Origin of the sequence: Niallia sp. Man26, from assembly GCF_022049065.2 — a bacterium.
Taxonomy (GTDB): Bacteria; Bacillota; Bacilli; order Bacillales; family Cytobacillaceae; genus Niallia.
In genome coordinates this window covers 2,402,009-2,414,440 of sequence record NZ_CP095743.1, presented here as the reverse complement: position 1 = coordinate 2,414,440, position 12,432 = coordinate 2,402,009, and the positions used below count along the sequence as shown (strand labels likewise).

Sequence of the window (12,432 nt, the reverse complement as noted above, 5' to 3'; positions counted from 1 at the left end):
AGGAAAGACCAGATGGAGTTTGTAGTGGAGGCAGATTGGCTTGTGCAAAATTTGTCCAGTCCAAATTTAAGAATTATTGATTGCCGCTTTAGTCTGGCAAATCCTGATGAAGGACAGAAACTGTATGAGTCTGATCATATTCCTGGCAGTCTGTATTTCGACTTGGAAAAAGATTTGTCAGGACCAGTCAAAGAGCATGGGGGCAGACACCCGCTTCCAGATGTGGAGCTGTTCACAGAAAAACTTGCACAGGCAGGTATTAGTAATAATACAACTGTTATCGCCTATGACAACAAAGAAGGTGCATTTGCAGGAAGACTGTGGTGGCTTTTAAACTATATGGGACATAAAAATGTATATATATTAAACGGGGGAATGCAGGCATGGCTCGAGATTGGCGGCCCCATTACAGCAGAGATTCCTGCTTATGAATTATCACATTTTGTTCCTGATGTGAATAGGAGTATGGCAGCAACTTATGAAGAGGTTAAAGCTTTCGTTCGTGAGCCAAGTGATGCGACAGTATTAATTGATTCAAGAGAGCATAAAAGATTTACAGGTGAGATAGAGCCGATTGACAAAAAAAGCGGGCATATCCCGGGTGCAATCAATAAAGTATGGACAGATGGTTTAGTGAATGGAAGATTTAAAGATGCACAGCAGCAAAAGCTGCGCTTCACTGAATTGGACGAAAAAAAGCAGTATATTGTGTATTGTGGATCAGGCATAACCGCAATTCCTAACTATCTTGCGATGAAATCAGCTGGATTTAAAAATGTGTCCCTATATCCGGGCAGCTTCAGTGATTGGATTTCCTATGATGATAACAAGGTTGACGTTTTAAAATAAAAAAAGACCACAAAAAAGGATAGTCGCAGGATTATCCTTTTTTGTGCTCACTTGTCAATGGAAAAACGCACTAGCTTAAATTTGATTGGAATTCTGTTATAATAGAGTAGACTAAATGAATAGGAGCGATCTATTTGAATACAGAAAAACAGCCATCCCTGCTGCTAGTTGATGGAATGGCCCTATTGTTCCGGGCTTACTTTGCAACAGCTGTTACAGGGCAATTTATGATAAATTCAAAGGGGTTACCAACAAATGCAATCCACGGGTTTGTTAAACATTTTTTTACAGCGGTAGACCATTTTAATCCAACACATGTTGCAGTTTGCTGGGATATGGGAAGCAAAACATTTCGGACGGAAATGTATCCTGACTATAAAGCGAACAGATCGGAAGCACCAGTAGAATTGATGCCGCAATTTAATATTGTTAAAGAAGTGGTGGAAAGCTTTGATATTCCCAATATAGGTGTTGTCGGTTTTGAAGCAGATGATTGCATCGGTACAATTGCCAAAAAAATGAAGGGGTCAGCTCATGTAACGATATTAACAGGTGACCAAGATATTCTGCAGCTGCTTGATGATCATATTTCAGTAGCTCTTGTAAAAAAAGGATATGGCAATTATTTAGTGCATACACCAGATAGTTTTTATGAGGAAAAAGGGATTCAGCCTAAGCAGATGATTGACTTGAAGGCCTTGATGGGTGATACGAGCGATAATTATCCGGGAGTAAAAGGGATTGGAGAAAAAACAGCTTTGAAACTGCTTCAGAGTCATGCAAGCATAGAAGGAATATTAGAGAATCTTGTTTCACTGACAAAAGGTCAGCGTGCCAAAATTGAAGCAGATTTGGACATGCTCCATCTCAGCAGAACATTGGCAGAAATTAAATGTGATGTGCCAGTGGACTGTCTTCTTGAGGAAAGTCTGTATCAAATCACTCCAGATAAAGCAATTGCCAAGTTCAGAGAATTAGAATTCAAGCATTTTGATCGTCTCGTTCAGAAAAAAGACGAGGCTCTCGCATAAGGAGAATAGTAGCAGGACCGTATGTACGGTCCTGTTTTTTATTTTGTGTTTTTCTTTTTTGCCGCGTTTTCCAGCTTGCTTTTCGGTGCAGGCGTCTGATCAGCATCTTGTCCATAGCCTTGCGGATTTACGCCGCCTGCTGCTGTGCCTCTGTTTCTATCCTTGCTCATGAAATTTCACCCCCTGCTTATGTTGGAATCGACCATTTGGTAATAAATAATCATTTGTAGTATTTGCAGGATGGAATAATCTAAACATATTTCATGAAAACTAATCTTGAGGTGACGATATGAACAAAGGTGTTTACATTGCTTTAACAAGCATCGGATTGGCTCAGTTTTTGAAAATTCCCATTCATTATGTAAAAACAAAAAAATGGGATAACCGCCTGTTTTTCCAAACTGGCGGAATGCCGAGCTCCCATTCTGCTGGAGTATCATCCTTAACGACGTTTATTGCATTAAGACGAGGCGTGCCGACCATTGATTTTGCCTTATCACTTGTATACGGGCTAATTGTTATGTATGACGCACAAGGAATCAGGCGCCAGACTGGAGAGCTGACACTGAAAGTCAATGACTTGGGAGACTTGATGGAAAAGCTGAAAACAGATGAAAAGGTTCCATTTGAGGAAAAGCAGCCGCAACGCTTAAAAGAAATGCTTGGCCATCAGCCAGAGGAAGTGGTTGGAGGCGCTCTACTGGGCGTTTTGATGGGAACATTAGGGCATATAGTACTAAAAAAAGATAGAAATATGTCGAAGAATAAAGTAACATGGAAATAAGATGAAATTCGGGAGGATTGGGCGAAAGGTGAAGACAGTTGAAGAGTATTTGCTGTTTTTAGAAAGCAAAGGCTTTTCGTTCGGGGAAGATGCGGTTGGCTTTATTTACTTCGGAAAAGCTTATACAAATGCAGCAGATGAGTTAATTAACACAGCTATTGAATGCACCCTTAAAATCCAGAAGCATTTTGATGGCAGCTTTTATATGTCACTTCTTGAACGCTTTGTAAAAGCGCAGGTGACAACAAGAAAAGAAGCATTAACATACTTGAAGGATGAACAGCTATTCCCCCTATAATAGGGGGTTTTTTACTTAGATTATTCTACTCAAAAGGATTAGCTATAGGGAGTTGCAATATTAGCGACAGCAAGAAAAGAATCTTAACCTCATGAGTTTTGCATATCATTCGGATTATTTTTGCGTATTGCCAGTCGGGCTAATTCATCCGCTGTTTTATTTTCCGCACTTGGAATCCATTTCATAAAAAATAAGTCTAGCTCATCTGCCATAAGAAGTGCTTCTTCGAGAAGGGGAGAGAATTTTTTGTTTTTAGCAAACCTTTTTTCTACAGCTCTGTCGACAAGCTCAGAGTCTGTCCGAAAGCTGACTGTCCGATAGTTCTTTTCTAAACAGATCTTAAGACCGTGAATCAGCGCATAGTATTCTGCCTCATGATTGCTCATAGACCCAAGCGGCACAGAGTATTTTTCGGCGCTCCCATGCCCTTTAATGAAGATGCCAGCACCGCTCGGACCAGGATTTCCAGCACTTGCACCATCGATGTAGACTTCTATCATTTCTAAACCTCCAAATTATCTGGTATTATTATTCACAGTGGACTTGAGCTTTAAGCTATAAAAGTTAGCCAAATTACATAACATTATTTTATATGGATTTTAACTTAGTAACCATTTTATTATACCGTTTAACATTTCTAATGAATAGAATCTAATATAGAAGGGGCGCTTTTTAGATGAAATATAAGCTTGAATACAAATACCGCTTAAAAAAAGAAGAGGTTTATTTCACCTCTGACTGGATGGCGCAAAGCACAGCCATTTTAATTGGGGAAGATATGGAGAAAAACAAAAAAGGCGTGGATTTGACTTACTATGATGAAAATGGAACGGAATGGAGCTTGAAGGAGCTTATTAAGCTGAATGCTGAAGTGGAAGAGGAGCCCCATGATTTTGTCATTTATTTTGACGGCGGGTATCGAAAGCAAACAAACACAGCTGGGCTTGGAGTTATCCTTTATTTCAACCAAGGCAAAAAAAAATATCGCATTCGGGCTAACGAATTATTTCATGATATGGAAAACAATAATGAAGCAGAATACGCTGCTTTTTATCACGCCTTGAATCTGTTGGAAGAATTAGAAGTCAAAGGAGCAACATGTGAATTTAAAGGTGATTCACAAGTAGTTTTAAATCAGCTGTCAGGAGAGTGGCCATGCTACGAAGAAGCTCTAAACAAGTGGCTTGACCGCATTGAAAAAAAGCTTTCTGATATGAAAATAAATGCTAAATATACACCGATTGGCCGCAATGAAAATAAAGAGGCGGATAAATTGGCTACCCAAGCTCTTGAAGAGAAGCGGATTTATAGCAAAATGCAAATAATTTAACGTACATGTTGCATGCCAATCATGTTAGAAAGAGGAGAGAATGCCTTGTGACGGATAGAAAAAAATGGCTGCTGCAAGCAGAAGAGCTTATAAATGATTATTGTAAAGGCTGTTTTTTATATGAGCATAACAAAATAGAAAAAGGTAAAAGGCAGGCACACCGTTTTTGTATTTCAGAATGTACTGTCGGCTTAGAAATAAAAAAATTCGGAGATATGCTGGCAGGAAATTATAAAGAGGAAGATAAAAAGAGCTGACAAAATGCCAGCTCTTGGATATTGTTGCTCTAAGTTTTTATTATAGTTTAACTACGTTAGCAGCTTGAGGTCCACGATTTCCTTCAACGATTTCGAAAGAAACTTCTTGACCTTCTTCTAGTGATTTGAAACCGTCACCTTGGATAGCTGTGAAGTGTACGAATACATCGTCTCCACCTTCAACTTCGATGAATCCAAAGCCTTTTTCGTTGTTGAACCATTTTACTTTACCGTTTTGCATGTTAAGTTTCCTCCTAAGCCTTTCAAGACACATTAGTGCTGAAAAATAAATATTCTCATAGAACAAAATAATAATAGAAAGTAATTTTTCAGAATTTTGTTAAATGATGTCTATAATATACACGATTAACCCAGTAGAGTCAAGGTTTCATAGAGTTTTTTCATAAAAAGTATTTTTGAGCTCGAAACAAAAGAAAACGGATACACGACAGTGCTTGTTTTCTTGTGAATATTGTGTAAAAGAATATTTTTAAGTACATAAATCATCTTTTACAACATATCCATATAATGATAAGTAAAAAGGATTTGTTTATAATAGGACAGCTGTAGACAGTTGTCTGCTTTTATGCTTTTTTGCGAAGACAATAAAAGAAGGTGACAAGTATGTATCGATTTTCGATTGAAAATGCTAACTGGATTTTGCGTTTTTCGCCTAATATTGTATTGGAAGATGAAAGCAAGCAGGCTATTGTCAAAAGCATCCTTCAATTAGGCAAGGAGCTGACCACCTTTTCTCACGGTGAATCCTTTGTTATTATGAACAAAAATATCGGATTAATTGTATTTATGGTAGAAAAAATCCCTTCGCTTATATTGACGGTCTCCAATATTGTTGAAAGGGATAAATGGTATGTACAAACAGAAAAGCAAATCAAAAAATACGGCTTTGAACCAGGCAAAGAGGAATCTTTCTAGAAGGAACAAAATTCCTGTTCGTGAATGAAGATTGATTGGAGACTCCTACTCAAATTTGTGAGGAATTCCGAAGACACTATAGCTCCCTTTATTGCACAAAGAAAAAGCTGCTTTTATAACAAAGTTTTTCATCAGTCACCCCCCGGTAAAAGGCCGGTTTTTTTTATGGATAAAAATGAAAGGCTTATCATAAAAAAAACATGTGGAAATAGGAGGGAAACCATTGAAATGTCGGTGAAAATGTGTTTTTATTAACATGATAAAAAGACTTATTTTTTCTGGATTAGATGCTCGTCCATCAAACCAATGGAGCAAAAAATTTACAAGGGAAGATTTTAAAAAATGATTGAAACGATTGTAAAGAACAGTCAAAGTCCGTATTATGAAATTTCTAAGGAAGATCAAGTGATATTGAGTCCGTTTGCTGGAACAGTCAAGAAGGTTTTTGTTCAGGAAAAAGCATACTTTTATGAGTGGGAAACAATTTTGACAATCGAAACCGATCAAGGAGATTTGAAGGAGATCGGAGTTCCATTCAGCGGTTGTGTAGTATCATTGTTTGTGAAAACTGGAGATGAAATTTCAATTAATGGGAAGTTGGTTTCTTTACAGGATGATCTATTAGTTACAGGTTGTGATTGACCAATGCTAATAAAATCTCTAAAAAAATATAAAATAGGCTACCGTACTTTCAAGACTGCTGTTGCTGTAAGTTTGGGAATTACCGTTGCTCAATTATGCAGCCTTGATTTTTTCGTATCTTCTGCTATCATTACGATTCTTTGTGTGCAAAATTCTAAAAAGAAATCATTGCACAGCGCTTTTGCGAGATTCATAGCATGCATGCTTGCGATTCCGTTTTCCTACGTGTTTTTTGAGCTGATTGGTTATAAACCGTATGCGATTGGACTGTTACTCCTGTTATTTATCCCTGCAACTGTTTTGCTGAGAGTAAATGAAGGCGTCGTAACAAGCACTGTCATCATCCTTCATATCTATTCAAATGGCCATATGAACTGGGATGTCATTCAAAATGAGTTCATGCTCATTGTAATCGGAATTGGCGCAGCGCTGTTAGTCAACAGCTATATGCCGAGCCTCGACAAGGAAATGAAGGTATACCAGCAGAAGATTGAAAAGGATTTTCAGGAAATGCTTCAAGGGATGGTTGAGTTCCTGCGTTCTAATGAGTCAGCTTTCGATTATAAATTGAAGCTGATGCAAACAGCGAAGGAAGTACAGATTGCCAAGTCGCTTGCATACAGGGATGTTGAAAATCATTTTACCCGAAAAGAAAACTATTATTATAAGTATTTTACAATTAGGGAAAAACAGCTAGAAATAATAGAAGGACTTTTCGCGAAGGTAACGACAGTAAACAGGCTTCCGGAACAGCGCCATTCGATTGCTAATTTTTTGGAAGAACTGAGTCTTTGCATACATCCTGGTAATACAGCACAGCTTTTCTTGAGCAAGCTTGAAAAGCTAGAGGAAGAAATAAGGATGCAAGCATTGCCGCAGGATTGGGATTTGTTTGTAGAACAGGCTCAGCTCTATAATGTGCTGAAAGAGCTTGAACAGTATTTGAAAGTGAAAAAATCACTCAAAGTAGCTTATAATTGATATAATAGAAATGAAAAAGATTCTACCTGAACATGCATGTCTCTTTAGAGAAAATGAGATGTTTAGGAGAATCTTTTGTTTTGATAGCAAAAAGCTCAAGGCTAAGCATATAAAAAAGGTGATAACATGAAGTTAATACTTGCTGAAAAACCATCTGTGTCAAAAAATATTGCAGATGCATTAAAAATAAAAACCAAGCAGGACGGTTATTTTGAAGGAAATGGCTATATTATTACATGGGCATTCGGACATTTACTGCAGCTGAATGATGCAAAAGATTATGATGAAAAGATGGCAACATGGAAGATGGAAAACTTCCCGTTTATACCGGAGAACTTTAAATATAAAGTAAAAAGTGACCCTCGTAACCGAGATAAGCCTGATAGTGGTGCGCAAAAACAGCTGCGGATTATCCATCAGCTTATGAGAAGAAAAGATGTCACCGCGATTATATCGGCTTGCGACTATGATCGGGAAGGGCAGATTATCGGAGACAGTATAATTTATAATCTTCGGACAGACAAGGAAGTTTACCGACTGCTTCTGAATGAATGGACACCGGATGAAGTGTTGAACGGTTTACAGCAAATCAGGTCAAACAGTGAAATGAGGCCATTGCAGGATGCTGGTGTGAGCAGACAATGGGCGGATTGGCTCATTGGCATTAATCTTACCTCTGTTACAACATTGAAATATCAGAAGGGGAAAGGAAAAGCCCTTAATATTGGCCGCGTCCTCCTTCCAACCTTAAAAATAATCTATGATCGAGATAAAGAAATTCGCGAATTTGTGCCAGAGGATTATTTTAAGCTTCAAGGCACATTCTTAGCTGCTGAAGGAAAATACACAGGCATTTATACTGTCGGCAAAGAGGACAAGTTTAAAACAAAGGCAGAACTCGAGCAAATACAACAGGAAATAGTAGGAAAGAAGGCTGTTGTGGCAGACAAAACCGTCCAGAAAAAGAAAGAGTATCCTCCGTTGTTGTTCAACTTGTCTAATCTGCAAGGGTATATTACGAGCAAATATAAAGGCTGGACTGCAGATAAAGTATTGAAGGTGGCCCAAGGTCTTTATGAAAAGAAGTATATAACCTATCCAAGGACGGCAAGTATGGCACTAGAGGAAAGCTTGATCGGCAAAACTGCAAAGGTAGTCAGCGCCATTTCAGCGAACTTACCGTATAAAGACGATATTAAATTTTATGCATCCAAAAGAGTTTTTGATAATAAAAAAGTCGAAAGCCATAGTGCCATCATACCAACTTATCTTATTCCAAAGAAGCTGACTAAGGATGAGGAGCAAGTATATGAAGCAATTAGAACAAGGCTGTTGATGCAATTCATGCCTGTTGCTGAATATGAAGAAACGAGAATTGTCACAAAAGTGTTAGATGCAAATTTAAACGGTGTGTTTCATACAAAAGGCAAAGTGCAGCTTGTTGAAGGATGGAAAAAAGCGGAGAACATCAAGTCAAAGGATGTCCTTCTTCCATTTGTAAGCAAAGGAGAAGAAGTGGACATTAAAAAGATGGAAACAACTACTCATACGACACAGGCACCAAAGGAGCATACCGAAAAAACACTGTTGCGCTTAATGGAAACATGCGGAAAAAACTTCGATACTTCAGGCGATACGGAAGAAGATGTCGTTTCCATTTTAAGCGGGTTCAGTATCGGAACACCTGCCACCCGTGCAGAGACCATTAAGAAGCTAAAGGATATCGGCTATATAGAGGCAAAAGGGAAGAACCTTAACTGCACCGACTTAGGCAAGACACTTGTTGAAACATTCCCAATCAAGGAATTGTTTAACCTCGATTTCACAGGTCGGCTAGAGAAGTCTCTGTATGATATTGAAAAAGGTAAATACACGAAAAGCGCATTTTTGCAGCTTATTGGTGAATTCACTAGAAATTCCGTTGAAAAGATTAAAGGGGAACAAGCTGTTACCATTCAAGAGGTTTCGTATACAAAAAAAACCATAGAGAATCTTGGCACGTGTCCTGTTTGCGGTCATAAAGTAATCGAGGGGCAAAAAGGCTACGGCTGCAGCAATTGGAAACAAGGCTGTAAGTTTGTAATCTGGAAGAATGACAAGTTTTTGGCAGCATTAAAGAAAAAACCGACAAAAACAATGGTGAAGTCACTGCTTAAAAAAGGGGAAGCAGAAGTTAAAGGACTGACAAGCAAAAAAGGAAATAAATTTGACGCTGTATTAAAGTATGTCAAAAATGAGGATAATGATTATTTCAGCTGGCAAATGGATTTTTCCAGCAAGAAATAAGCAAGCGATCTCCTGCCTAGTTAAGAACATGTTGTTTTATGTTCGAACCAATAGGGTAAGTGCTTGTTTCCTTAATTCTTATATAGTAAAATGCATAAAGGATATTTTCGTTCTTGCGTGTTTGGCAATAAGCCAAAGCGAAGGACAAGAGCAGTTGTGAAACTGCTCTAGTTTTGCCAAACATGGCAAGTGTTTGAGAGTATATGCAAAATTAGGAGGGTCATATATGCCAACACCCAGCATGGAAGACTATATCGAACAAATTTATAAATTAATAGAAGACAAAGGATATGCAAGAGTTTCCGACATTGCAGAAGCCTTGTCCGTGCATCCCTCCTCTGTTACAAAGATGGTTCAAAAGCTAGATAAGGATGAATATCTTGTATACGAAAAATATAGAGGGCTGATACTAACCCCGAAAGGCAAAAAAATCGGACAAAGGCTAGTTTATCGGCATGAGCTGCTAGAAGACCTTCTACGTATCATCGGCGTAAAAGAAGAAAATATTTATGAAGATGTGGAAGGCATTGAACATCATTTAAGCTGGGACGCAATAGATCGTGTTGGAGATTTAGTCCAATATTTTCAGGAAGATAATAAAAGAATAGAGGAGCTTAAAATTATCCAGCGAAAAAACGAGGAACTGGATTAATTAAGGCGAGAGACATTTTTTATTGAAAACCCCCTTTGTCAATAAGGTGTGTCTCTATGTCTAGCCCCTCTTACATAATAACGATTAAATCAGCGGGTATTCCGCAAAGGTATCCTCAATAATAAGCGCTTGTCCATCTTCATAGCTTGCCTCACAAAGCCTTACACCATCGAGCAAGCCTTCTTCTGCTTCAAGCAGTGCTTTTCTGTAAGAAATAATCCGTTCATTTGATGTTTTAAAGCTTATAATCTCACCTAAGTAATTTCTTTCGACAGCAACGATTGTTTCCACGTTTTTTATCCATCCTTTCTCTAAAAATCAAAATCATCGATTAGTATGTGCGAAAACAGAAAAAATAATCATGAAACTTTTACCAAATGTAATCGTATTAGTAAAAAGTAAGCCTAATAGATGAAAAGAGAGGGATTAAACTTATGAGCAGATATTCCTTGGAGGACTTTGTAGAAAAAACCGAACAGCAGGATAAAGGTGAAGGACTGTTTGAACTGGAAACACAGCGGATGCTGGAAGTGAATTTAGAGGAAATGGTTTGGGCAAAAGCTGGCAGCATGGTTTCCTACATGGGAAACATTAAATTTACAAGAGAAGGCATTCTCGAACACGGCTTAGGCAAAATGTTCAAAAAAGCTTTAACAGGAGAAGGAGCTTCTCTTATGAAAGCAGAAGGACAAGGGAAATTATATCTTGCAGATCAAGGTAAAAAAATCACGATTCTTCATCTGAATGGTGAATCGATTTTTGTTAATGGCAATGATCTTCTTGCATTTGAGCCAACTGTAAAGTGGGATATTAAGCTCATGAGAAAAGTTGCCGGAATGCTGTCCGGAGGTCTTTTCAACATTCATTTGTCTGGAAGAGGGATGATTGCCATCACTTCTCATTATGAACCTCTCACATTGAAAGTGACACCAGCAAAACCTGTTTTCACAGACCCGAATGCAACTGTTGCATGGTCTGGTAACCTGCAGCCCGAATTTGTGACAGACGTTTCGTTAAAAACCTTTTTCGGAAGAGGAAGCGGTGAATCCATCCAAATGAAATTCAGCGGTGAAGGATTTGTCGTAATCCAGCCATTTGAAGAAGTTTATTTTTCTGACAGCAACGGCTGATTTACATAACAAAAGAGGATTTGGCTTTCCAACAATTGTTTGGAAGCCAAATCCTCTTTTATGTAACACGAGCCTTTCATTTCCACTCATACGGTGTTTCTTGGTATACATAGTAATTGAGCCAATTAGAAAACAGCAAATGTGCATGAGAACGCCATATATTAAGCGGTCTTCTGTTTGGGTCATTGTTTGGAAAATAATGAAGCGGCAGATGTATATCTAGTCCCTTCTCTTTATCCCGTTTATACTCTTCAGCAAGTGTTGATGAATCATACTCTAAATGGCCGGTTATCATAATCTGTTTGCCATTATTTCCGCTGATAATTAATGCACCGGCTTCATCAGATGCAGCGAGCAGCTGGAGTGATGGATGTTCATCAATTTCACGGATTTGGACATTAGTGTGTCTTGAATGCGGTGCAACGAAGCTGTCGTCAAATCCGCGCAGCAGCTTTTCAGACGGTCTAAGGACTTCATGGGAATAGATACCGTAGCATTTTTGATCAAGTTCATATTTATTAATGCCGAAATGATGGTATAAAGCAGCTTGGGCGCCCCAGCAAATATGCAATGTGGACGTTACATTTGTTTTCGTCCAGTCCATTATTTCTGTCAGCTCTTCCCAATACTGAACATCCTCAAAATTCATCAGTTCAACTGGTGCTCCCGTAATAATCATGCCATCATATTTATTACCTTTAATGGCTTGGAAATCAGTGTAGAATTGTTCTAAATGGTTCGGACTTGTATTCTTAGAGTGATAGGATGCTGTGCGCAGCAGCGAGATATTGACTTGCAGCGATGTATTACCTAGAAGTCTAAGAATTTGTACTTCTGTTTTTTCTTTCTCAGGCATTAGATTAAGAATTAATATATTCAATGGTCTAATATCTTGAGCCTTTGCTCTTGTTTCATCCATTATAAAGATATTTTCTTCTTCGAGAATTTCCCTTGCTGGCAGCAGCTGAGGAATTTTAATAGGCATAATGGTTCGCCTCCTGTTTTTTCCTTTTTTCTTCATGTTGTACAATTGTTATGCCTTATTTTCCAAGCTGGAATAATTAATAGAACAATAAGCAAAGCTATCGTTGTATTCCGAGTATTTCATAAACTTAGATTAGTTAAATAATGTATAAACATATAGCCTATTATAAATATCCTTTCGGTTTGCCGCAATATAATTGCTGAAATGTATGAAAATAAGTTTTTTTCAGCATATTTCCCCTTGGGTGTTCTTGCTGTTTTTCTATGCTGGC

17 protein-coding genes are annotated in these 12,432 nt (G+C 38.2%); 12 read left to right on the top strand and 5 right to left on the bottom strand.

Annotated elements, in window-relative coordinates:
• The first annotated feature begins 12 nt into the window (after window positions 1–12).
• Together L8T27_RS12205 and L8T27_RS12200 are read left to right on the top strand one after the other, a co-directional pair.
• Window positions 13–849: a sulfurtransferase gene (locus tag L8T27_RS12205; RefSeq protein ID WP_233313409.1), complete on the top strand. Its 837-nt coding sequence runs from the start codon at window positions 13–15 to the stop codon at window positions 847–849.
• A 176-nt stretch (window positions 850–1,025) separates the two neighbouring features.
• Entirely contained in the window at window positions 1,026–1,880 is an 855-nt protein-coding gene (locus tag L8T27_RS12200; RefSeq protein ID WP_233314725.1) for a 5'-3' exonuclease, read from the top strand.
• A gap of 38 nt (window positions 1,881–1,918) precedes the next feature.
• On the opposite strand, the gene sspL is transcribed toward L8T27_RS12200, so the two are convergent.
• Window positions 1,919–2,050 (bottom strand): small, acid-soluble spore protein L, encoded by a 132-nt coding sequence (sspL, locus tag L8T27_RS12195; RefSeq protein ID WP_233313411.1) that lies wholly within the window; start codon window positions 2,048–2,050, stop codon window positions 1,919–1,921.
• Window positions 2,051–2,169: 119 nt separating this feature from the next.
• On the opposite strand from sspL, the gene L8T27_RS12190 reads away from it, so the two are divergent.
• Window positions 2,170–2,664 carry a divergent PAP2 family protein gene (locus L8T27_RS12190; protein ID WP_233313412.1) on the top strand — a complete coding sequence of 165 codons (495 nt, stop codon included), beginning with the start codon at window positions 2,170–2,172 and terminating at the stop codon, window positions 2,662–2,664.
• A gap of 28 nt (window positions 2,665–2,692) precedes the next feature.
• The gene (locus L8T27_RS12185) at window positions 2,693–2,962 is read left to right on the top strand and encodes a DUF6123 family protein (protein ID WP_233313413.1); all 270 of its coding nucleotides are present in this window, start codon (window positions 2,693–2,695) and stop codon (window positions 2,960–2,962) included.
• Between the two features lie 89 nt (window positions 2,963–3,051).
• Here L8T27_RS12185 and L8T27_RS12180 read toward each other — a convergent pair whose 3' ends face one another.
• Window positions 3,052–3,462 carry a reverse transcriptase-like protein gene (locus L8T27_RS12180; protein WP_233313414.1) on the bottom strand — a complete coding sequence of 137 codons (411 nt, stop codon included), beginning with the start codon at window positions 3,460–3,462 and terminating at the stop codon, window positions 3,052–3,054.
• A 176-nt stretch (window positions 3,463–3,638) separates the two neighbouring features.
• On the opposite strand from L8T27_RS12180, the gene L8T27_RS12175 reads away from it, so the two are divergent.
• Both L8T27_RS12175 and L8T27_RS12170 read left to right on the top strand, forming a co-directional pair.
• Complete coding sequence (locus L8T27_RS12175; protein WP_233313415.1) at window positions 3,639–4,292, top strand: reverse transcriptase-like protein; 654 nt, start codon at window positions 3,639–3,641, stop codon at window positions 4,290–4,292.
• Window positions 4,293–4,339: 47 nt separating this feature from the next.
• On the top strand, window positions 4,340–4,549 hold the full coding sequence (locus L8T27_RS12170; RefSeq protein ID WP_233313417.1) for a zinc-finger domain-containing protein: 210 nt from the start codon (window positions 4,340–4,342) through the stop codon (window positions 4,547–4,549).
• 40 nt (window positions 4,550–4,589) lie between these two features.
• Here L8T27_RS12170 and cspD read toward each other — a convergent pair whose 3' ends face one another.
• Entirely contained in the window at window positions 4,590–4,790 is a 201-nt protein-coding gene (gene cspD, locus L8T27_RS12165) for a cold-shock protein CspD (RefSeq protein ID WP_009791749.1), read from the bottom strand.
• Window positions 4,791–5,173: 383 nt separating this feature from the next.
• Between cspD and L8T27_RS12160 the strand changes: the two genes are divergently transcribed.
• From L8T27_RS12160 to mntR, 5 genes are all read left to right on the top strand, one after another.
• Window positions 5,174–5,485 carry a hypothetical protein gene (locus L8T27_RS12160; protein WP_233313419.1) on the top strand — a complete coding sequence of 104 codons (312 nt, stop codon included), beginning with the start codon at window positions 5,174–5,176 and terminating at the stop codon, window positions 5,483–5,485.
• A 342-nt stretch (window positions 5,486–5,827) separates the two neighbouring features.
• Window positions 5,828–6,127, top strand: a complete 300-nt coding sequence (locus tag L8T27_RS12155) for a hypothetical protein (RefSeq protein ID WP_233313421.1) — start codon at window positions 5,828–5,830, stop codon at window positions 6,125–6,127.
• A 3-nt stretch (window positions 6,128–6,130) separates the two neighbouring features.
• Complete coding sequence (locus tag L8T27_RS12150) at window positions 6,131–7,108, top strand: aromatic acid exporter family protein (protein ID WP_233313422.1); 978 nt, start codon at window positions 6,131–6,133, stop codon at window positions 7,106–7,108.
• A 126-nt stretch (window positions 7,109–7,234) separates the two neighbouring features.
• Window positions 7,235–9,394: a type IA DNA topoisomerase gene (locus L8T27_RS12145; RefSeq protein ID WP_237941640.1), complete on the top strand. Its 2,160-nt coding sequence runs from the start codon at window positions 7,235–7,237 to the stop codon at window positions 9,392–9,394.
• 226 nt (window positions 9,395–9,620) lie between these two features.
• Window positions 9,621–10,046: a transcriptional regulator MntR gene (gene mntR, locus L8T27_RS12140; protein ID WP_233313426.1), complete on the top strand. Its 426-nt coding sequence runs from the start codon at window positions 9,621–9,623 to the stop codon at window positions 10,044–10,046.
• 84 nt (window positions 10,047–10,130) lie between these two features.
• Here the strand turns inward: mntR and L8T27_RS12135 are convergent, their stop codons facing one another.
• Window positions 10,131–10,337 (bottom strand): hypothetical protein, encoded by a 207-nt coding sequence (locus tag L8T27_RS12135; protein WP_237941639.1) that lies wholly within the window; start codon window positions 10,335–10,337, stop codon window positions 10,131–10,133.
• 143 nt (window positions 10,338–10,480) lie between these two features.
• On the opposite strand from L8T27_RS12135, the gene L8T27_RS12130 reads away from it, so the two are divergent.
• Entirely contained in the window at window positions 10,481–11,176 is a 696-nt protein-coding gene (locus tag L8T27_RS12130; protein ID WP_233313428.1) for an AIM24 family protein, read from the top strand.
• A 76-nt stretch (window positions 11,177–11,252) separates the two neighbouring features.
• Here the strand turns inward: L8T27_RS12130 and metA are convergent, their stop codons facing one another.
• Window positions 11,253–12,161, bottom strand: coding sequence for a homoserine O-acetyltransferase MetA (gene metA / locus L8T27_RS12125; RefSeq protein ID WP_237941638.1), 909 nt, complete (start codon window positions 12,159–12,161; stop codon window positions 11,253–11,255).
• Between the last annotated feature and the right edge of the window lie 271 nt (window positions 12,162–12,432).